This is a genomic window from Palaeococcus sp. (in: euryarchaeotes), from assembly GCF_053987695.1.
Genome location: NZ_JBMXHE010000033.1, coordinates 1 through 19,016, shown reverse-complemented (window position 1 = coordinate 19,016; position 19,016 = coordinate 1). Strand labels below are relative to the sequence as shown.

Here is a 19,016-nt window from a genome sequence, read left to right as displayed (position 1 = left end):
CTACCCAAAGACTTCCTTTGCTTAGGGGGCAATATTTTGTTGATTGGGGCATACTAACTGCAGCTTCTATCATGGTCATGATAGTTCCTCTGCTTGTCTATGCCCTCTTCCAGAAGTACTACATAAGTGGTATGATAGGCTGGTCAACCGAGAAATAATGGGAGGAATGAAAATGTATGAGGTAACGAAGTTTGGTGGGGAAGGTAAAAAGCTTGAAGACTACGGAAAAATAATAGGGGAAGAAGCCTTGGAGACTATTAAAGAAAAGGCAGAGAATCTGAAAGGCAAGAGCTTTATCCATGTAAACTCCACCTCTTTTGGGGGAGGTGTGGCGGAAATTCTCCACAATCTCATTCCCCTTATGAGGGACGTTGGAATAGATGCAAGGTGGTTTGTCATTGAAGGGGAAGATGAGTTCTTTAATGTTACTAAGTCCTTCCACAATGCCCTCCAAGGAAACAAGGATCTCAAGCTGACGGAGGAAATGAAGGACTTATACCTCAAGACAAACGAGGAAAACGCCAGGAAGTTTGATCTAAGCCAGTTTGACTATGTATTGATCCATGACCCGCAGCCAGCAGCTTTAATTAATCATTATGAAAAGACCCAGCCTTGGATCTGGAGATGCCACATAGACTTAAGCGATCCCAACAAAGAATTCTGGAATTTCCTGAGAGCATTTGTCGAGAAGTACGACAGATATATCTTCCACATGGAAGAATATATCCAAGGAGACTTGGATCATGATAGAGTTGTTATAATGCCCCCCTCAATCGATCCCCTGAGCGAGAAGAATAGAGAACTCTCAGAAAGCGAAATACTAAAGATACTCGAAAAATTTGATGTTGATCCGGATAGACCCATAATAACCCAGGTATCACGATTTGATCCATGGAAGGGCATTTTTGACACAATCGAAGTATATCGCATGGTAAAGGCAAAGATACCTGATGTGCAGCTTCTGCTGGTCGGTGCAATGGCTCATGATGATCCGGAGGGATGGATTTACTTTGAAAAGACCTTGAGGAAAATAGGGGAGGATTATGACGTTCACGTGCTGACAAACCTGATAGGAGTTCATGCAAAGGAAGTAAACGCATTTCAGAGGGCAAGCGATGTCGTGCTTCAGATGTCGACGAGAGAAGGCTTTGGGCTGACCGTGAGCGAAGCCATGTGGAAGGGAGTGCCTGTGATTGGAAGAAAAGTGGGAGGCATAAAACTCCAGATAATTGACGGTGAAAGTGGATTTTTGGTAAGAGACGTTGAAGAAGCCGCTGAAAGAGTAACCTACCTTCTAAGAAATCCGGAAAAGGCGGAAGAAATGGGAAGAAATGCAATGGAAAGGGTAAAAGAAAACTTCCTGATAACGAAACATCTGGAGAGATACCTTAAACTAATGAATTCCCTGTGAGGTGTTTTTATGGTGGGTGTTAGGCTTGTGGGTGTTTGGAAGAGGTTTGGTGAGGTTGCTGCTGTTAAGAACATGAATTTGGAAGTTAAGGATAAAGAATTCATGATCCTACTCGGACCTTCAGGTTGTGGTAAAACCACGACACTAAGAATGATTGCGGGTTTGGAAGAACCAAGTGAAGGCCAAATTTTCATTGGTGATAAACTAGTAGCGGATTTAGAGAAAGGTGTTTTCATCCCGCCGAAAGACAGGGACATTGCCATGGTCTTCCAGAGTTATGCATTATACCCACACATGACTGTTTATGATAATATCGCCTTCCCCCTAAAACTCAGAAAAACACCAAAACAAGAAATCGAAGAAAGAGTTAAAGAAGTCGCCGAATTACTGGATTTGACAGAACTCCTCAAAAGAAAACCACGAGAATTATCAGGCGGTCAAAGGCAACGCGTGGCTTTAGGCAGAGCAATCGTCAGAAAACCCCAAGTATTCCTCATGGATGAACCCTTGTCGAATTTAGACGCAAAACTAAGAGTTAAAATGCGCGCCGAACTCAAAAAACTCCAAAGACAATTAGGGGTAACCACAATTTACGTTACTCATGATCAGGTTGAAGCCATGACCATGGGCGACAGAATAGCCATCATCAACTTTGGAGAATTACAACAGGTTGGTTCGCCTGACGAGGTTTATAATAAGCCCTCTAACGTGTTTGTCGGCGGTTTTATCGGTTCTCCACCAATGAACTTCATTAACACAAGCATAACAGAAGATGATACTGGAGTGTGGGCCGATTTTGGTGAGTTCAAACTCAAATTCATGGAAGACCAAGCAGAAGTACTGAAGGAGAACAATCTAATCGGAAAGGAAGCCCTCTTTGGCATCAGACCCGAAGATATTTATGACGCCATGTTCGCCCAAATCAAAATCCCGGGAGAAAACATGGTTAAAGCAAAAGTTGAAATCGTGGAAAACCTCGGAAACGAAAAAATAGTCCACCTCCGTGCCGGGAACATAACATTCCTCGGAAGCTTCCACTCAGAATCCAAAGTCAAAGAAGGACAAGAAGTCGATGTCGTTTTTGACATGAAGAAAGTGCACATCTTCAACAAAAAAACCGAGAAAGCAATATTTTGAAAAAGCTTAACTTTTTATACCTTTTCTTCGAAGTTCCTTGCATGTATCGAGGGCTCGCAATAATATTCACCTTTCTCTTCATCGGGGAAGGTGTGGAACGGCTCTTTAATCTCCCGATCCCGGGAAATGTTATAGGGCTGATCCTCCTAACCTTTGCGCTCCTTTTAGGTATTGTAAGGCTTGAAGATGTTGAAAAAGAGGCGGAACTCTTCGTAAAAAACATGAGCATCATGTTCATCCCTCCAGGCGTCGGAATAATCCTCTACTGGGAGCTCATCAAAGACCAAGCGATACCAATTTTTGGAGCCCTGCTATTCAGCTTCCTCTTCACGCTCCTCTTAACGGCCAAACTTGTTGAATTTTTGGGGAGGCGGGAGAATGAATAGTCTTGGCATATTTCTAACCCTGACTGTTTTCTATGTCTTTTCCAAAATCTACGAGAAAAAGAAGGCTTTCTATCTAAACCCCGTCCTTCTCTCAATAGTTACAATAGCCCTAATATTAAAGGGCTTCAAAATTGAGTATTCCCTCTACATGGAAAGCGCCCGGATTTTGAGCTTTCTCCTGGGCCCCGCAGTTGTCAGTCTGGCTATTCCCCTCTACAAGCAGCGAATGATTATAAAGAAGTATGCGAAGGAGATAAGCATTGGAGTTGCTCTGGGTGGTCTCACGGCAATCTTAAGCGCCTTTTACATTGCAAAAGCCCTGGGAGGAGATGAAGCGGTTCTGCTCAGCATAGCACCCAAGAGTGTCACAACCGCCATAGCTATAGGCGTGAGCGAGAAAATAGGAGGAATTCCTGCTTTAACAGCGGTCCTCGTTATTTTGACCGGTATCCTTGGGAATGCCATTGGAGTTGAGATTTTGGATATGGCAAGAATCAGGGACAGAGTCGCAAGAGGGCTGGCAATGGGGATCTCCTCTCACGGTCTGGGAACCGCGAGGATAATATTAAACGATGAGCTGAGCGGAGCTGTAAGCGGCCTTGGAATGGCACTCAATGGAATTTTTACTTCCCTCGTGCTCCCCTATCTAATCAGATTCCTCAAATGAGTGCTCGCTTACCCGCAGTCTTTCCTTTTCATCCAGGAACAACGTGAAGTTCCTTCTTGCTACCCTGTCCTTTATGGGCGCATGCTCGACGAGGAAGGCTATTATTTCGGCGGTGCTATAGGGAACCTTAACCCTGGCATTATCAGCCTTTTCAAAAAGCTTTTTGGGAACTTCAAATATATCTTCCCCCTCTTTAATATCCAGACTTATTTTCGAATTTATCTGTTCCCAGATTAAAAGCGTATTTCTGGCTTTTTCAATTTTTTCGAGGGCTCTGTGTTCGAGAATGCTAACGTTGGCCCTGCTTGTTCCCAAAATTTCCGCGATTTCACTCTGCTTCAATCCCCTTGCTCGGAGCCTCAAAATCCTAATCTGCTGCTCGGTCAAAAAGCTCTTCATGGTAAACACCGTTAACATTTTAATTTAACATCGCACTCAGGATTAAAAACTTTTTCCATAGAAAACTTTAAATTTGAGTAGTACTATGCTAATCCATGTTCGGTGATTGCTTTTGGCTTTGGTGAATCCAATGCTGTTCTCTTCGTATTAGTTTTAATATTCGGGGGTGTTTTGGATGGATTTTAAAGTTACACCATGGGACGTTGAAGGGTTAGTGGACTATGCTAAACTGATAGAGGAGTTTGGAACAACTCCGCTGGGAGAAGAGCTTTTAGAGAAGACAAAGGAGCTCACAAAAAGCGAACTTCCTCTTTATTTTAAGAGGAGGTTCTTCTTCTCGCACAGGGACTACGACCTCGTTTTGAAGGACTACGAAGAGGGAGGAGGGTTTTTCCTCTATACTGGGAGAGGACCTTCCGGCCCCATGCATATAGGACATATAATACCATTCTTTGCTACGAAGTGGCTTCAGGAGAACTTTGGAGTAAATCTCTATGTTCAAATAACAGATGATGAAAAGTTCCTTTTCAAGCCCAAGCTCACCCTTGAAGATACAAAAAGATGGGCTTATGATAACATACTCGATATAATCGCCGTGGGCTTTGATCCTGATAGGACGTTCATATTCCAGAACAGCGAATTCACTAAGATATATGAAATGGCACTTCCGATAGCAAAGAAGGTCAATTATTCAATGGCCAAAGCCGTTTTTGGCTTTACAGACCAGAGCAAAATTGGGATGATATTTTATCCTGCAATACAGGCGGCACCGACGTTCTTTGAGAAGAGGCGCTCTTTAATTCCAGCGGCAATTGACCAAGACCCCTACTGGAGGATTCAAAGAGATTTCGCAGAGAGTCTCGGCTATTATAAGGCGGCAGCCATTCATTCAAAATTCGTCCCCGGTTTGCTGGGGCTTGGAGGGAAGATGAGCGCTTCAAAGCCCGAAACCGCAGTCTATCTAACGGATGATCCCGAGGAAGCTGGCAAGAAGATATGGAAGTACGCCCTAACGGGTGGCAGGGCCACCGCAAAGGAGCAGAGGGAGAAGGGAGGAGAGCCAGAAAAATGTGTCGTTTTCAAGTGGCTTGAGATATTCTTTGAACCCGATGATAAAAAGCTCCTCGAGAGATACCATGCATGCAAGAACGGTGAGATTTTGTGCGGTCAGTGCAAGCGCTACCTTATAGAAAAAGTTCAGACCTTTTTGATGGAACACCAGAGGAGAAGAGAGAAAGCCAAAGATGAGATTGAGAAGTTCAAATATACTGGAGAGCTTGCACAGGAACAGTGGGACAAGAGCATTCCTGAGGCGTTAAGGAGGTGACCCTCCAATCCTTTTTAACTTTTAAGAGCAAGATATGTCTGATGATAACTATGCAGAGCACGCGAGAGAGCTCGGTCATTAGGTACTAAAAGAACCCGTTATTTTCTTAAAACCTCCTTCCGCCTTAATATGATCAGAATAGGGTCATCAAACAAAAAGAGTTGGAATCTAAGTTCTCCTACCCTCTTTCACATAAACAGCTGCCCGCCCTATGTACTTAGCATGGTCACTCATCCTCTCAAGGTGCCTGAGTATCAAAGCCTCAACGGCCTTACAAATATCCAAATTCTCCTTGAGCTCCTCTATGCTGGTTATGTAAAGCTCATCCACCTTTTTGTCCAATTCTAAAAGCCTTCCGGTAGATACCTCATCTCTTTCGAGAAACGCTCTGAGTGCAAGCTCAATCATTTCCCTGACAATCCCGAATGCCTGTTTTGACTTCCTAAACTCACAGCTGACACCGGTTATTTTCAGTGCCCTCTCTATCTCCATAGCATATCTTGAGACCCTATACAGGTCGTAGCTGACATCTATCGATGCTTGGATGTACCTGAGATCAGACGCCATTGGCTGATACCTTACGAGCAGTTCGGTTGCTATCTCAACAAGCTCATCCCTGAGGATATGAAGCTTGCTTGAGTTGTCCTCTATGCTATCACTCCCACCCTCGAAGATATTTTCGAGGGAGTTAATACACTCCAAAACCGTGCTTCCCATCTCTTGGAGTATCTTCTCAATCTGCTTTAATCCCAAATCCAGAAACTTTCTCATCCCAACACCCCCGTAACATACTGTTCGGTAAGCTCATGTTCAGGATTTTCAAACACCTTTCTTGTAGGCCCTAATTCTATAAGCTCACCAAGGTAAAGGAAAGCAACATAATCACTCACACGGGCAGCCTGTGCTGGAGAATGGGTAACCAAAATTATCGTGTATTTCTTCTTAAGCTCAAACAATAGCTCCTCTATTTTCTTTGTTCCAACGGGGTCTATGTTTGCCGTCGGCTCATCCATCAACAGAATCTTTGGCTTCATTGCAAGTGCCCTTGCGATAACTAAGCGTTGCCTCTGCCCACCGCTTAGGTTCGAGGGATAATCATCAAGCCTATCCTTCACCTCATCCCATAATGCTGCCTTCTTCAGCGCCCATTCAATCCTTTTATCTAGCTCTCCTTTTGACCTCACAAGCCCATTGAGCTTCAATCCTATGGCAACATTATCGTAAATCGTTAGATGGGGAAAAGGGTTGGGATACTGAAAAACCATGCCAACTTCTCTTCTGACTTCAATTGGATCAACATTTGGAGCGTAAATGTTCCTTCCAAGGATTCTAACCTCTCCCTCCACTCTAGCTTCGCTGTTGAGCTCAAGAAGCCTGTTGAATGCCCTGAGCATGGTCGATTTTCCACAGCCGCTTGGCCCCATCAGAGCAAAGACCACATTTTTTGGGACTTTCAGGTTCACACCTTTAATAACCATGTTGTTACCATAGTAAACCTTTAGATCCCTAGTTTCAAGGGCAAGCTCGATCATACCTTCACCTCCCTAAGACTGAGCCTTACCGGGATGAATATCCCAAGGAATATTAAAAGTAGAATCAGCGATGCTCCCCATGCCATTTCGTGGTACTCCTTTGCGGGGCTCTGAATTAGAGTATATATGAGTAGAGGGATCGCCCCTACAGGTTTTGTATGCCCAATCCGATAAGTCTGGTATGAGCCGCCAACTGTAAAAAGAAGGGGAGCTGTTTCGCCAGCTACCTTAGCAATTCCTATAAGGACACCAGTTAAAATTCCTCTCTTCGCCATTGGCACTAAAACCCTAAAAACTGCCTTTACCCTTGTGAGTCCAAGGGAAAAAGCTGCATCCCTATACTCGAACGGAATTTGTCTCATTGCTTCATGCGTGTAAACTGCAACATAGGGCATCATTATTATCGCCAGTGACAGTGCTCCAGCAAGAGCTGAGTACGTGCCCATTGGAACAACCAACATCTGCATGATGAAGACTCCCACAAGTATCGTCGGAAATTCAAGCATTATCTGGAGCAGGGACTTAGTTGCCTTTCCGAGCGTACTCTCTGGATACTCGTAGGCATAAATCCCCACGAGGAAAGCAACTGGGAGACCAATTAGAGAGGCTAGAAAAACTAAAATAAACGTTCCAATAATAGCTGGTCCTATCCCACCACCGGAGAGCGTTCCGGTTATGAATGTTATCCTCCTACTCAAAATTACATGGATACCATTCTTAAACACGCTGTAAATTATGTGAAAGAGAGGAGAGAACATTAGCACGGTTAAAGCACTAATAAGGAATAGGAACAGCTTTTCTTTGAGCTTTCTGACGTTATAGCCTGACATTTGCCTCCCACCTCCTCAAGAGGTAAATCCCCGCCAAATTGACAACCAGACCTATTGCAAACAGAACTAAACCAGCGGCAAACAGAGCTGAGGTCATGTACTCGTATATGAAGGCATTTCCAAACTGGTTTGCTATCAAGGATGAGATTGTATACCCGGGAGCAAACAGGGCTAAACTCAAGTTGAAGGTGTTCCCTATAACTAGGCTGACTGCTGTGGTTTCTCCAATTGCCCTCCCAAATGCTAGGATTATGCCTGAGTAAATAGCTGGCTTTATATAACCAAGTAAAATTTTTGTTGCCTCAAGTCGGGTTGCACCAAGGCTGTAAATTGCTTCACGGTAAGTGAATGGAATCATCTGATAGGCTTCTCTTATTATAGCCGAAGCGAAAGGGGCTACCATTATTCCGAGCAGAACACCTGCGGAGAGGTAGCTGAATCCCGTTATCGGAGGATAGGAACACATGGGCAGAAAAGACAGGTAATTGTGTAAAGGTTGCATAACAATCTTTTTTAAAAGGGGGACAAGGACAAAAACTCCCCATATCCCATAGATTATTGTTGGTAAACCCGCCATAACATCCGAAAGGATTATCAACCACTCTTTAACCCTCTTTGGGGCATAATCAATGACAAAAACCGAATAAGCCAAGGAAAGTGGCAGGGTTATCAATATTGCTATCACTGAGGTATATATGCTTCCCCATATCGCCACCAATACACCGTAATGTTCTTTACTCGGCTCTTCAGCAGCTTTCCACATGTTTTTGAGATATACGTCGAGCCCTTCTCTGTGGAATATTGGCATTGAATTGTAAACATAAACGGCAAGCATCAACACAAAAAGAGCAAAGACAAAAACAACAAAAGGCATAAGGATGTGTCTCAAATTTATCTGCCTTCTTTTCATTTTGTACCCCCTATTCAACTCCTCCCACCGAGATTATTCTGCTTTCAATTAAAGACTCTGATTTCCTCCCGCTGGCTCGACGAACGTGAGATACCATGCAAGCATGCAGTCGGTATAGTTTTTATTACCAACTGCTGTTATTGCCATCTCTGCGGCGGCCGAGTCGGTAACTTCTCCGCTCAGTGAGTAGGTCCCCTCAAACCCTGTTACTGGAAATTCCTCCATGTTCAGATGATCGTGAACCAGTCTTGTAAGTTCAACCTGTCCAAAGTCCATATCATCCCCAATCAATATGACTATATTCTTAACACCTTGCGACTTTGGACTCGCATTAACAAAGTTACCCATAGAGAAGATGACCAATAATAAAAGGAGGGATGAAAGAAGCTTTCTAACATCCATTATTCTCATCCCTCCTGTATCATCTCAACAGCCTTGAAACCTATTTCAGCGACCTCCTTTGGCAACCCAACATATCCTGGAGCCAGATTCTCCGATTTCTGACCCTCAGTTAAAATCCATCTGAGAAACTCTTTAATAGCCTTGACTTTTTCTGGGCTGTAGTGCTTGCCTTCCTTGTTCTGCCAGACTAATAAGTGGGTAAATGCAACAATTGGATATGAATCCTTTCCAGGGGCATCTAACAACTGCTTAAGGTCTTCCTTATAACCTTGAGTCGAATTTGGAATATATGATTTAACATTTGCTACAGCTGTCTTTATTGTTTCTTCTGTTGGCTTAACGAATTCCCCAGCTTTATTTTCCAATGCCGCAACTGGGAGATTTTCATTTATCGCATAAGATAACTCGGTGTATGCTATGCTGTACTTTGTCTGTTTCAGAATTGCAACAACTCCGGGGTTTCCTTTTCCAGCTACACCTCTTCCCATCTTATCCACTGGCCAGTCAACAACTTTTCCAGCACCAACTTTCTCAGACCATTCCTTGCTTATCTGAGTGAGATATGTTGTGAATATTGCTGTTGTTCCGCTTGAATCACTTCTGTGAATAACGATTATCTTCTTATGAGGCAATTTTGCACTTGGATTGACCCCCTTTATCGCTTTATCGTCCCAGTACTCAATTTCACCGAGAAATATCTTCGCCAAAACATCCTTGGTGAGCTTCAGCTCGTTAACTCCAGGCACGTTGAAAACAACGACGACAGCTCCAACAACCTCTGGGAACTGAAGGGGCTGATCCCCTGTCGCAAGGAACTTCTTCCAACTTGCCTCTTTAACCGGCGGATCTGTTCTTCCTATATCCGCAAGCCCCTTGAGAAAAGCTTCTTGACCATGCCCACTTCCACCGCCTTCGTATTCAATTTTAACGTTTGGATTGAGCTTTTGGTAGATTTCAATCCATTTCTGAATTTGGTACATTGGAAAGGTCGCACCAGTGGTGCGTATAATTATCTGTTGCTGGGGGACTTGTTTGGTGTTAGTCAGTGTTTTTTCTCCTTGTTCTTGACTTATGCATCCACTGGCTACAAGCCCAAGAGTTAATACAAACACTGTTAATGCCGTGTAGATCTTTTTCATGATCTTCACCGAAGAGGAGTTAGCATGCCATATATATAAAGATTGCCGCAATAAAATATAGTTTTGCAATTACATATATAGCTGACTACGTATAACTATATAAAAACTGCATAACTATCTAAAGGATGAAAAAGAGCGTTAATCTATAACATAGAACGAACCATTAATCCGCCAGTGATATAGAATTTCAAAGCCCTTCTCTTCAAACGCCCTTTCTGTAGCTTTCTTTTACGTTGTTAGGGACACACTCTCCTTTCTAAAACTTTCGAAAGTTCAGCAAAGAAATTCATGTAACACTTCGAGCTTACGCCTAATAAATCCATAAGGTAAAATTATCCAGAGCATTGATGCTGTCAATATTTAAAGCCTCCCGAAGGCACCCAATGGCTTCTCCTCAACCTTGCCATTTAAGAGCCTTTTAACTTCTCTTTTGGCAATATCTTCAATTCCTAGTGCTGTTGTTAGAAGGAGCCTCATGAAATCACCCTAAAATAGCCACCACACCCTTCCATTTTCCTCCGAAGCACTCCGTTGATATAACTTTTTTGCCGGTTAGCTCTTCCAAAAACTTTACCGCGCTCGGACATTTTTTAAATCCCGTTGCTATGCCCACGATGAATTCATCAACCTCCCTTATCCCGACCTTTTTAACTCTCCCCGGCTCCAGTTCATCTTTAAACCTCCATATTATCCTTCTGGGGTCAAGGAGAAGCTCCCGCTCAACTGCATCGAGCACATCCTCATAATCATGGAGAACTTCGTCCTTTTTTGTGGAGTTCATTCCAAAGAGTGTGAGCTTTCCCGTCTGCCATTCTCTCAGGAAATATCTCGCCGTTTCCTCCAAATCTACTTCCCCACCCTTCCTTATTATGCCCTTTCTTTTTCCTATAGCTTCAAGGATTTCCTCCTCATCTTCAAATTCCTCTATACCATACCTATCAATCAGAGCTTCCTTTCTTGTCTTCCAGATCCTTTTAATGAGCTTCAATGCCGGGGATATTGGGTTGTCTATCTTATCTGCTGGAAAACCTCCTTTGATGACGAGCTCATCGAAATCTTCTATTGGAAGAATTCCAGGCAAATCTATAAGCCAGAGTCTTTTGGAGAGCTTTATGAGCTGCTTTCCCTTTGTATAACCAGGCACTGGGGCGGTTTTCACAGATTTTTTTCCCTTGAGAACATTTATTATCGTGCTTTTCCCTACATTAGGGTATCCTATCAGAGCTATTTTTACCTTCTCTCCTTCGCCTTTTTGAAGCTGGTTTGCGAGCTTTTTAATTTCTCTCCTGAGTATTCCCGTCCCCTTATGCTCCCTAGCACTTATAAATACCATGGGGATCCCTCTATTCCTCTCCCTGTACTCTTCGGCCCATGACTTAGGGACGAGATCCGCTTTGTTGAGCACGATAAGGAGTTTTTTCCCCCTTTCTCTGATCAAGCGCTCGACTTTTTTGTTCCTGGTTCCTGAGGGATCCCTCGCATCAACAACCTCAATTACAATATCCGCCTCATCTATTACCTCTTTTACTACCCGCCATGCTTTCTTCTGCTTCATCTCTTACCACCATTATCTCAAAAATCACGGTACCTCCATCCGTATAGGGATAACCGGGGTCGAGGCATTGGACATAGGCTTTTTCTCCTCTCCCAAGACCTAATTCACTCGGTTTAATACCTTTTCGGAGGGCAACGATGTATGGGAGGAAAGAGGCAAAGGCATGTGTGCAAACTGCATCCGTTTCTTTCAGGTTAATCTCCGAACCTTCTATAACTATCCTATCCCCCTCTTTGAAAACCGGGCATTTCCCCCTAATTTCGACGACCGTAATTACCAACCTATCCATGTTTTTCACCGAAAGTTAAATAAGGTTTGGAAGGTTATTAATAACTTAGGAAGTACAGGTATTTATGTATAGCTCTCACGGGGTGCTTAACGTGTCTGAGAATATTGAGGAAAAAATTAAAAGATTGAGGGAATTGGGGAAGGCTGCCGCTGAACCTGAAGCTCCCTCCCCGGGACCAAAACCGGGGAGAATACCCGCAAGACCTCCAAAAAAGCCTTCTAAGATCGGCAGTCTTAGGGAGAAGGAGAGAAGAAAGAGGATTCTAATCGGAGCTGCAGTGATTAGTATAATCCTGATAATATCCATCGCAGCAGTCTATGTGTACCTACAGGGAAAGGCAGCTAGGGAATTGGAAGCAGCCAAACAGGCTAAAATCAATGAGGTAAATGCTTATTTTAAGGGCAACCTGACTAATGATCCCGTAAAGAAGCAGCTTATTGAAAAAATACGGGCCGCCCAGAGTGTGGAAGATGTTGAAAAGATTGATGTAAAGAAAGCATATCAGGATAGGTTAAAGGAGATAGAAGCCGCTAAAGCGGCGGAAGAAGAGAAGAAGAGGATGGAAGAATTAAATAAAGCCAAAACAGACAAATTAAATGAAGTTGAGCTGGATTTCGAGCCCCTTCTTAACCAGCCGCTCCCGGAGGATTTGAAGAACGAGGTTGTGAACACTTTGAATTCTCTGAAGGGCAGTATAAACAGTGCTCAATCAAAGGAGGAGGTAAGTGCCATTAATCCAACGCCCTACATAATTGACCTCTGGAAGAAATACTACTATTATCTCATTGATTCGGCGCCTTCCGAGAAGGTTATACTGAAGAAGGGTGCTGAAAAGCACATATATACCAAAGTCGAGGCGAAGTATGAGATAAGCAGAATTACGGAGTATGGGGAACTCCTCCAATACTCTATTGAAAAGGCTCAAATGGTCAAGATAGCACTTGTTCTGCCGAGGAAGAATGTGGTCGGTGGATATATGGAACCCGGGGCTAAAATACAGATTTTTGCTCAAAACAAGAGCAAGGTTTACATTAAAGTTGCGGATGAAGGATTTATAGATCTGGTGTTACTTCCCACGCAGGCTGGATCAATATCCGTTAGCGAAAGCCAATCCAATTCCAATTTGTATAACAACCAAGCCACCACCACATACACCTCTTCGGAGCAAACAACCTACCAGCCAGGAGCTTCTGTAATCTCTCAGACAACAAACGAAAACGAGCAGTATTCAAGTGGTCAAACTTCCTCGGAATCTTCAAGCGCATCATATAACTATAATGTTAACCTCGCGGAGGTTTTAAAGGCTCTGGCTGCGGATAAATTGAACAACCCTGATGACATCAAGGAGACCCTTGAAAAATACGGATGGAAAGTCATGGACTTAGAACAAGCCACTAGGATGCTTACGATGGATCCGAACACTCCTGTGCTTGTTATAGTGGAAGTGCCTTCCGAGTTTGTGTCGGATATATTGACGTACCAGAATGAGCTATACATAGCTAATGTGGTCGGATGAGGTGATGTCCATGAAAAAACTCTCTTTCTTTTTTGTCCTCCTACTCCTCTCATCATTTGTTTCTGCGGGAGTGTATCCCATCCCAGACCCTAATGGGAAATACAACAACATCGGGATTCAGGCTTATGTTTTGATGGACTTAAATATCACGTTGATTAATAGAGGGCCCTTTGATAAGTTCATTTTAGTTAATCCCGCCTACAATTATACGATAATGAGGAATAGAGGGGACAGTATGGAGATAACAGGTTCCAGCGGGAGGATAATATACCTCGACTTAAACCTTGAAAGGAACATGCTTAATTACTACATCGGTTTCTGGGTGAAGCCCTATGAAACTGTTAAAATAAATGTTAAAGCGGTGGAGGCATGGCCTGTCAATTTAACGAGTGAGGATTATAAGAATCTGGCAGATGTCGCCTACAGCAACCGCTCCGCGGGGTATATAAATGGAACACCAGTGTGGTCGGGTGTCATAGAGAGTCCTGAGGAGAGCATATTCTATGAGAGCGTAGTCCCGCAGATGATTGTTTATCCTCAAAAATACTACACATTGAATAAAATAATCCACGTAGATGGCTTTATAGACGTCTTGAGGTATGAGGGGAAAGTCACCCTGGTGCTGAAGAATGTGCCCAATGATGAAGGAAATGTTTTCATGACATATTTTGCCGTTGGAATGCCGGTTATATTTGAGGGAGCGGAGACATATGACTTTACACCAGACTACACCATGATGTTCAGCGAATACATGAAGGATTTCCTCCCAAGCTATACCAACAAGGAAAGCTCTAAAAAGGAGATTGAAACTAAGACTCCCACCAGCAAATTCAACATGTACTCCCTGACAAACAAACTCCTAACCGGCGAGGACATCAAAAAGGAAAACCCAGACATGAAAAAGGTGCAAAAACCTTCCTTTGACTTCCCGGTGTGGATTATCTGGCTTGGAGGAGATAAAATAGAGATAAGTTATAGAGTTAAATGGGATAACAGAGGGAAGGTGAGTCTTTTTGGAGGACAAAAAGAAAAAGAAATCAGGTTTATCCTGGATAGAAGAGATATTAGGTAATGAAAATGCCCCTTTAGACACGCTCATTAAGAGGGAAGAGTCTGCCCCCAAGAGAGAGGAGATTCCCGCAAAACCGTCCAGCCTATTTGATATCCTCCAAAGTGAAAAGCCAAAAAAAGAGGAAATATTGTATGAAAAGCCAAGTGCTGCTCCCACAGTAGCCGAGCATAGAAAAGGAATGAGCCTTCAAGATTTGCTGGGCAAACCGGAAAGTGTTCCCTCAAAGATGTTCATGCCCTCCGTGGAGGGAGAGGTTAAGGTTCTCGATGCTTACGGCAATATACGTATAATCAAAGCAAAGGGAGAGCCTGTTCCTATTTATGAGCTTAGAATACCAGAATTAAGCAAAGAAGAGCAGAAACTCTTAAAGATGGTTAGGGATAGGGCAATCGTGGAAATCCAAATTGATCCAGAGAGCATACCCAATCCCGAGGAGAGAAGGAGAGTATTCCTGAAGGCGGTACGATCAATGGTAAAGGAGATGGCCCCCAATTTCTCGGAGGGTAGGATAGAGGTAATCACAGAGCTCATAGTGCAAAACATGATTGGATACGGAAGGCTGGACCCCCTAATTAGAGATGATAATTTAGAGGAAGTAATGGTAATAGGGACAAACAAGCCTGTATATGTATGGCACAGAAGGTTCTACATGTGCAAGACAAATATCGTTTTTGAAGAAGATAAGGAGATTCTCAATATAATAGAACGCATTGCAAGGGAGATAGGTAGAAGAATAGACCAGCAGAGCCCTCTTTTGGATGCCCGTTTGCCCGATGGATCGAGAGTTAATGCAACGATTCCCCCAATAAGCCTTGAGGGGCCGACAATAACAATTAGAAAATTCAAGAAGGATCCCCTTACGATTATAGATCTCATAAAGTACGGGACATTAAATACGGATATAGCTGGACTATTGTGGATAATGGTTGATGGATTGGGCGTGAAGCCCGCTAACGTATTGGTGTCTGGAGGTACGGGTTCCGGAAAAACAACCCTATTGAACTCCTTAGCCATGTTCATCCCACCGAGTGAGCGTGTTATAAGCATAGAAGATACAGCAGAGCTTCAATTGCCAATAGAACACTGGGTGAGGCTTGAGACAAGACCACCAAACATTGAGGGCAAGGGAGAAGTTACAATGGATGATTTGGTCAAGAACACACTACGTATGCGTCCCGATAGAATCATCGTGGGTGAGGTTCGTGGACCTGAGGCAAGGACAATGTTCACGGCTATGAACACCGGACATGATGGTTGTATGGGCACAATCCACGCTAACTCCGCCCGTGAGACTATAGTAAGACTTGAAAGCCCGCCCATGAATGTTCCAAGGATCATGATTCCCGCTCTGGATGTAGTTCTCATGCTCGTTAGGTTCCACAGCAGAAAGAAAGGAACCATAAGAAGAGTAACGGAGATTGCAGAGGTATCCGGGATTGAGGGGGAGAGCGTGCAGCTCAACAAGCTCTACAAGTACGATGCAGCCAAAGATGAGCTGGTCTCGACGGGAGTTCCCAGCAGGTTTATGAACATTTTATCCCAGCATACAGGGATGACTCCCATGGAGCTTGAGCTTGAGAAGGAAAAGAGAAAGCTTGTGCTTGACTGGATGATAGAAAGAGGTATAAGGAGTATCGAAGAGGTAGGTCACTACATACGCGAGTTCTACATGGATCCGGAAAGCTTCTTAAAAAGGATAGAAAGGGAGAGCACCGTGGAGCTTTCCCAGAGGGCCCAAAAACTTATGTAGGTGGGTTAAATGGGACTTGGGGATAAGTTCATTCACTTTTTGGAAAAGCTCGGAGAGAGGACTATGGAGGTCAGCGAAACCAAGGTACTTAGGCGTATCCCTGAGAGGGCCACGATTCAGGAGAGGCTGATACTCCTAAAGCAGATGCAGAAGGAGATAGAGAAGGAGAAGGTCAGCAAAACGGAGAAGGAAGTTGAAAAGATACTTGAATGGAGGGAAAAAGAAGTTCAGAGACCCTTGGGGGAGAGGCTTGCGGAGACACTTTTGAAGTACTTCAAGGGCCCGATAGAAGTCCTCACCCAGTCAATTAAGGGTTTGGATTATGACCTATACAGGGCAAACATTAAAACGACCAAGGAGATGTTTGTTACACAGATGATAATCACCGCAGCTGTCCTTGGGATTTTCTCCCTCATATTTGCAATACTTATAGAGATGCCCCTTGATCTTTCGATAATGATAGGTCTTCTCGGATTCATAGGTGGATTCCTCTACATGAGGAACTATCCAAAACTCACCTATCGGGGCAGGGTTGCAGAGGTTGAGAGGGCCTTGCCCTATGTGCTAAGGCATATGGGTTCTCTCCTGAGCGCCGGTGTGGGTATAACAGAGGCTATGGTCTCAGTTTCAATCGCGGATTATGGCCCCATATCCGAGGAATTTGAGCTTATTATAAGGGACATACGCTCGGGTGCTTCCTTCGAAGATGCCCTCTTGAGATTTGAGAGGAAGATGGGTTCGGAGAGCATAAGCAGGGTTACAAAGCAGATACTCAGAGCAATGAAGTTCGGTGGGAACTTGGCCGACATCCTTTACAAGCTGGCAGAGGATTTCTCATTCGAGTACAGAATGAAGCTCCTCGATTATGTCCAAAAGATAAATGGATTTGCCTTCATTTACATGTTCTTAAGCGTTGTTATGCCAACGATGTTCATAGTCGCGATACTAGCCGCTTCTGCAATGGCAAAAACTTTGGTAATACCTGTTCAAGGAATGGCGGTGCTCCTGCTCTTTGGATTCCCTGCAATATCCATTTTAATGGTCATAATGATAAAGCGTAGGGAGCCAAGGTGATGAGAATGGCGAGAAGTGTACCCCTACTCCCCTCATTTGTAAAGGTTGTCAGGAAGATAATCCCCCAAAAATGGATAAAAAAGTACGATGGCTATTTATATTCAGCAGGAATTGGGTTCCTTGCTGCAGAGTATCTAACCGTAACACTCCTAGCTTCACTGTTGATAGGGATTGCAGCTGGTCTCTTTAGACCATTGTACGGAGCCGGAGCATTTCTGGTGGTAGCATTTGCTATAGGGATTTTCTATCCTTACTGGAGAACCGCTAAGAGGATAGATGAAATGGAGAGGATGCTCCCCGACGCCTTCTTTTATCTGGCAAGCTCTCTAAAGGCAGGTGTCTCGTTCAGCGAAGCGCTTGAAGAGCTCATAACGGCAAACTTTGGTGCACTCACCGACGAGTTCAAGAAGACGGTTTCCGAGATTAAGAAGGGAAGACCCACCGTGGAGGCGTTGAAGGCTTTTGCATTTCGTAACAAGAAATCCAGCGTTATGTACCGCTCAATGATGATAGTTATTGAAGCCCTCGAGAGGGGTGCTCCAATGGCAGACGTTCTCGTGGCGGTTGCAAACGATGTCCGTGAGGTTCTTAGGATCCAGAGGGAGAGGAAATCGTCCACTGGAATGCAGATGATGTTCTTTATGGTGGCTAGTGGAGTTGTGGGCCCGATAATTCTCGGAATAGTTCCACAGATAATGGAATCAATGGTGAGTGCCGGGACATTCACTCTTCCAATAGACTCTATAAAACTTGTGCTGCTCGGATTCGTGGCAATACAAGCCCTAATTTCGGGGCTTGGAATAGGGGTTATAAGAGAAGGGAAATTCTCGGCGGGAATAAAATACGGAATAGGATTGATTATAATGGGTGTTGCATTCTTCGAGCTTATAGGCCATGTAAATATAGGATTGTAAAAGAAAGCAAAAGTATAAAGTAGAAGGATTATTCCCCTTCCGTTTTTGCTTTTTCAACATCAACAATTTCTACCTCAAAAATGAGGGTTTTTCCTGCCAGAGGGTGATTAAAGTCGAGGGAAACGCTCTCTTCTTTAACCCCGGAAATCTTGGCTATTCCGCTGTCCGTCATGACATACATCCCAACTTCGGGGGTTAAGCCCGCCTGCTCGAATTCTGCCTTGAGAACATCAATTATCAAGTCATCTCTGGGCATTCCATATCCGAGCTCAGGAGGTATGGTAACCGTCTTCTTCTCTCCAACTTCCATCCCAATCAGTGCTTCATCCAAGCCCTGAATCAGCTCCCCAACACCAACATTAACGCCAAGTGGGCCGTATTTCCTATCCTCCAGAAATATGCCCTCCTCCTTAGCAATATCCTCGTAACTCGTATCAAAGACCTCTCCATTTTCAAACTTTCCAATGTAGTTAAAAACTACAAAATCTCCTTTCTCAACTTTCATATTTTTCACCAACGTGTAGTATTCAAGTTTAGTTGGCCGGAGCACTTATAACGCTTTTGGTCAATACTACCCACTTCTGGGAAAAGGATATAAGGGATGGAGGAATATACTAAAACGGTGAATAACATGGGCTATTTTTTGAACATGCTTAAAGAGGAATTTGGAAATCTTAAAGTGAATGAGATATACTCCACAAAACTC

General features: G+C 43.8%; 20 protein-coding genes. 10 read left to right on the top strand and 10 right to left on the bottom strand.

Annotated features, from left to right (window positions below):
- Positions 1–172 precede the first annotated feature (172 nt).
- Genes treT through ACXJGZ_RS02660 form a run of 4 tightly spaced genes read left to right on the top strand, consistent with a single transcriptional unit; the run spans position 173 to position 3,601 of the window.
- Positions 173–1,411 carry a trehalose synthase gene (treT, locus tag ACXJGZ_RS02675; RefSeq protein WP_456398246.1) on the top strand — a complete coding sequence of 413 codons (1,239 nt, stop codon included), beginning with the start codon at positions 173–175 and terminating at the stop codon, positions 1,409–1,411.
- 9 nt (positions 1,412–1,420) lie between these two features.
- Positions 1,421–2,548, top strand: a complete 1,128-nt coding sequence (locus tag ACXJGZ_RS02670) for an ABC transporter ATP-binding protein (protein ID WP_456398243.1) — start codon at positions 1,421–1,423, stop codon at positions 2,546–2,548.
- Positions 2,549–2,589: 41 nt separating this feature from the next.
- Positions 2,590–2,934 (top strand): CidA/LrgA family protein, encoded by a 345-nt coding sequence (locus tag ACXJGZ_RS02665; RefSeq protein ID WP_293256040.1) that lies wholly within the window; start codon positions 2,590–2,592, stop codon positions 2,932–2,934.
- Positions 2,927–3,601 (top strand): CidB/LrgB family autolysis modulator, encoded by a 675-nt coding sequence (locus ACXJGZ_RS02660; protein WP_456326703.1) that lies wholly within the window; start codon positions 2,927–2,929, stop codon positions 3,599–3,601. The genes ACXJGZ_RS02665 and ACXJGZ_RS02660 overlap by 8 nt, the downstream gene beginning before the upstream one ends.
- Here ACXJGZ_RS02660 and ACXJGZ_RS02655 read toward each other — a convergent pair.
- Positions 3,581–4,000, bottom strand: a complete 420-nt coding sequence (locus ACXJGZ_RS02655) for a Tfx family DNA-binding protein (RefSeq protein ID WP_293256044.1) — start codon at positions 3,998–4,000, stop codon at positions 3,581–3,583. The genes ACXJGZ_RS02660 and ACXJGZ_RS02655 overlap by 21 nt on opposite strands.
- Positions 4,001–4,175: 175 nt before the next feature.
- Here ACXJGZ_RS02655 and ACXJGZ_RS02650 point away from each other — a divergent pair, with 175 nt between their 5' ends.
- Complete coding sequence (locus ACXJGZ_RS02650) at positions 4,176–5,327, top strand: tryptophan--tRNA ligase (protein WP_293256036.1); 1,152 nt, start codon at positions 4,176–4,178, stop codon at positions 5,325–5,327.
- Between the two features lie 168 nt (positions 5,328–5,495).
- On the opposite strand, the gene ACXJGZ_RS02645 is transcribed toward ACXJGZ_RS02650, so the two are convergent.
- The 8 genes from ACXJGZ_RS02645 to ACXJGZ_RS02610 form a co-directional block, all read right to left on the bottom strand.
- Positions 5,496–6,098: a phosphate signaling complex PhoU family protein gene (locus tag ACXJGZ_RS02645; RefSeq protein ID WP_456398242.1), complete on the bottom strand. Its 603-nt coding sequence runs from the start codon at positions 6,096–6,098 to the stop codon at positions 5,496–5,498.
- On the bottom strand, positions 6,095–6,856 hold the full coding sequence (locus ACXJGZ_RS02640) for a phosphate ABC transporter ATP-binding protein (RefSeq protein ID WP_456398245.1): 762 nt from the start codon (positions 6,854–6,856) through the stop codon (positions 6,095–6,097). The genes ACXJGZ_RS02645 and ACXJGZ_RS02640 overlap by 4 nt, the downstream gene beginning before the upstream one ends.
- Positions 6,856–7,689, bottom strand: coding sequence for a phosphate ABC transporter permease PstA (gene pstA, locus ACXJGZ_RS02635; RefSeq protein WP_456398241.1), 834 nt, complete (start codon positions 7,687–7,689; stop codon positions 6,856–6,858). The genes ACXJGZ_RS02640 and pstA overlap by 1 nt, the downstream gene beginning before the upstream one ends.
- Positions 7,676–8,599 carry a phosphate ABC transporter permease subunit PstC gene (gene pstC / locus ACXJGZ_RS02630; protein WP_456321883.1) on the bottom strand — a complete coding sequence of 308 codons (924 nt, stop codon included), beginning with the start codon at positions 8,597–8,599 and terminating at the stop codon, positions 7,676–7,678. The genes pstA and pstC overlap by 14 nt, the downstream gene beginning before the upstream one ends.
- 48 nt (positions 8,600–8,647) lie before the next feature.
- Positions 8,648–9,010: an alkaline phosphatase gene (locus tag ACXJGZ_RS02625; RefSeq protein ID WP_456321882.1), complete on the bottom strand. Its 363-nt coding sequence runs from the start codon at positions 9,008–9,010 to the stop codon at positions 8,648–8,650.
- A complete protein-coding gene (gene pstS / locus ACXJGZ_RS02620; protein ID WP_456398244.1) occupies positions 9,007–10,140 on the bottom strand; it encodes a phosphate ABC transporter substrate-binding protein PstS in 1,134 nt (377 codons plus the stop codon). The genes ACXJGZ_RS02625 and pstS overlap by 4 nt, the downstream gene beginning before the upstream one ends.
- Positions 10,141–10,621: 481 nt before the next feature.
- Entirely contained in the window at positions 10,622–11,695 is a 1,074-nt protein-coding gene (locus ACXJGZ_RS02615) for a GTPase (protein ID WP_456398240.1), read from the bottom strand.
- A complete protein-coding gene (locus ACXJGZ_RS02610) occupies positions 11,649–11,984 on the bottom strand; it encodes a TIGR04076 family protein (protein WP_293256455.1) in 336 nt (111 codons plus the stop codon). Before ACXJGZ_RS02610 ends, ACXJGZ_RS02615 begins: the two co-directional genes overlap by 47 nt.
- Before the next feature lie 91 nt (positions 11,985–12,075).
- Between ACXJGZ_RS02610 and ACXJGZ_RS02605 the strand changes: the two genes are divergently transcribed.
- Genes ACXJGZ_RS02605 through ACXJGZ_RS02585 form a run of 5 tightly spaced genes read left to right on the top strand, consistent with a single transcriptional unit; the run spans position 12,076 to position 18,310 of the window.
- Positions 12,076–13,500 carry a DUF515 domain-containing protein gene (locus ACXJGZ_RS02605; RefSeq protein WP_456326707.1) on the top strand — a complete coding sequence of 475 codons (1,425 nt, stop codon included), beginning with the start codon at positions 12,076–12,078 and terminating at the stop codon, positions 13,498–13,500.
- A gap of 10 nt (positions 13,501–13,510) precedes the next feature.
- The gene (locus ACXJGZ_RS02600) at positions 13,511–14,572 is read left to right on the top strand and encodes a hypothetical protein (RefSeq protein ID WP_456398239.1); all 1,062 of its coding nucleotides are present in this window, start codon (positions 13,511–13,513) and stop codon (positions 14,570–14,572) included.
- On the top strand, positions 14,514–16,322 hold the full coding sequence (locus ACXJGZ_RS02595) for a TadA family conjugal transfer-associated ATPase (protein WP_456321876.1): 1,809 nt from the start codon (positions 14,514–14,516) through the stop codon (positions 16,320–16,322). Before ACXJGZ_RS02600 ends, ACXJGZ_RS02595 begins: the two co-directional genes overlap by 59 nt.
- A gap of 9 nt (positions 16,323–16,331) precedes the next feature.
- On the top strand, positions 16,332–17,396 hold the full coding sequence (locus ACXJGZ_RS02590) for a type II secretion system F family protein (protein WP_456398238.1): 1,065 nt from the start codon (positions 16,332–16,334) through the stop codon (positions 17,394–17,396).
- Complete coding sequence (locus tag ACXJGZ_RS02585) at positions 17,396–18,310, top strand: type II secretion system F family protein (protein ID WP_456326754.1); 915 nt, start codon at positions 17,396–17,398, stop codon at positions 18,308–18,310. The genes ACXJGZ_RS02590 and ACXJGZ_RS02585 overlap by 1 nt, the downstream gene beginning before the upstream one ends.
- 28 nt (positions 18,311–18,338) lie before the next feature.
- Here ACXJGZ_RS02585 and ACXJGZ_RS02580 read toward each other — a convergent pair whose 3' ends face one another.
- Positions 18,339–18,815 (bottom strand): FKBP-type peptidyl-prolyl cis-trans isomerase, encoded by a 477-nt coding sequence (locus ACXJGZ_RS02580; RefSeq protein ID WP_293255972.1) that lies wholly within the window; start codon positions 18,813–18,815, stop codon positions 18,339–18,341.
- Between the last annotated feature and the right edge of the window lie 201 nt (positions 18,816–19,016).

Coding starts and splice junctions, on each gene's coding strand:
- ACXJGZ_RS02655 (WP_293256044.1), bottom strand. CDS start 4,000: ATGAAGAGCTTTTTGACCGAGCAGCAGATTAGGATTTTGAGGCTCCGA.
- ACXJGZ_RS02580 (WP_293255972.1), bottom strand. CDS start 18,815: ATGAAAGTTGAGAAAGGAGATTTTGTAGTTTTTAACTACATTGGAAAG.
- ACXJGZ_RS02645 (WP_456398242.1), bottom strand. CDS start 6,098: ATGAGAAAGTTTCTGGATTTGGGATTAAAGCAGATTGAGAAGATACTC.
- pstC (WP_456321883.1), bottom strand. CDS start 8,599: ATGAAAAGAAGGCAGATAAATTTGAGACACATCCTTATGCCTTTTGTT.
- ACXJGZ_RS02665 (WP_293256040.1), top strand. CDS start 2,590: ATGTATCGAGGGCTCGCAATAATATTCACCTTTCTCTTCATCGGGGAA.
- ACXJGZ_RS02585 (WP_456326754.1), top strand. CDS start 17,396: ATGAGAATGGCGAGAAGTGTACCCCTACTCCCCTCATTTGTAAAGGTT.
- pstS (WP_456398244.1), bottom strand. CDS start 10,140: ATGAAAAAGATCTACACGGCATTAACAGTGTTTGTATTAACTCTTGGG.
- ACXJGZ_RS02590 (WP_456398238.1), top strand. CDS start 16,332: ATGGGACTTGGGGATAAGTTCATTCACTTTTTGGAAAAGCTCGGAGAG.
- ACXJGZ_RS02600 (WP_456398239.1), top strand. CDS start 13,511: ATGAAAAAACTCTCTTTCTTTTTTGTCCTCCTACTCCTCTCATCATTT.
- ACXJGZ_RS02615 (WP_456398240.1), bottom strand. CDS start 11,695: ATGAAGCAGAAGAAAGCATGGCGGGTAGTAAAAGAGGTAATAGATGAG.
- pstA (WP_456398241.1), bottom strand. CDS start 7,689: ATGTCAGGCTATAACGTCAGAAAGCTCAAAGAAAAGCTGTTCCTATTC.
- treT (WP_456398246.1), top strand. CDS start 173: ATGTATGAGGTAACGAAGTTTGGTGGGGAAGGTAAAAAGCTTGAAGAC.
- ACXJGZ_RS02625 (WP_456321882.1), bottom strand. CDS start 9,010: ATGAGAATAATGGATGTTAGAAAGCTTCTTTCATCCCTCCTTTTATTA.
- ACXJGZ_RS02670 (WP_456398243.1), top strand. CDS start 1,421: ATGGTGGGTGTTAGGCTTGTGGGTGTTTGGAAGAGGTTTGGTGAGGTT.
- ACXJGZ_RS02660 (WP_456326703.1), top strand. CDS start 2,927: ATGAATAGTCTTGGCATATTTCTAACCCTGACTGTTTTCTATGTCTTT.
- ACXJGZ_RS02610 (WP_293256455.1), bottom strand. CDS start 11,984: ATGGATAGGTTGGTAATTACGGTCGTCGAAATTAGGGGGAAATGCCCG.
- ACXJGZ_RS02650 (WP_293256036.1), top strand. CDS start 4,176: ATGGATTTTAAAGTTACACCATGGGACGTTGAAGGGTTAGTGGACTAT.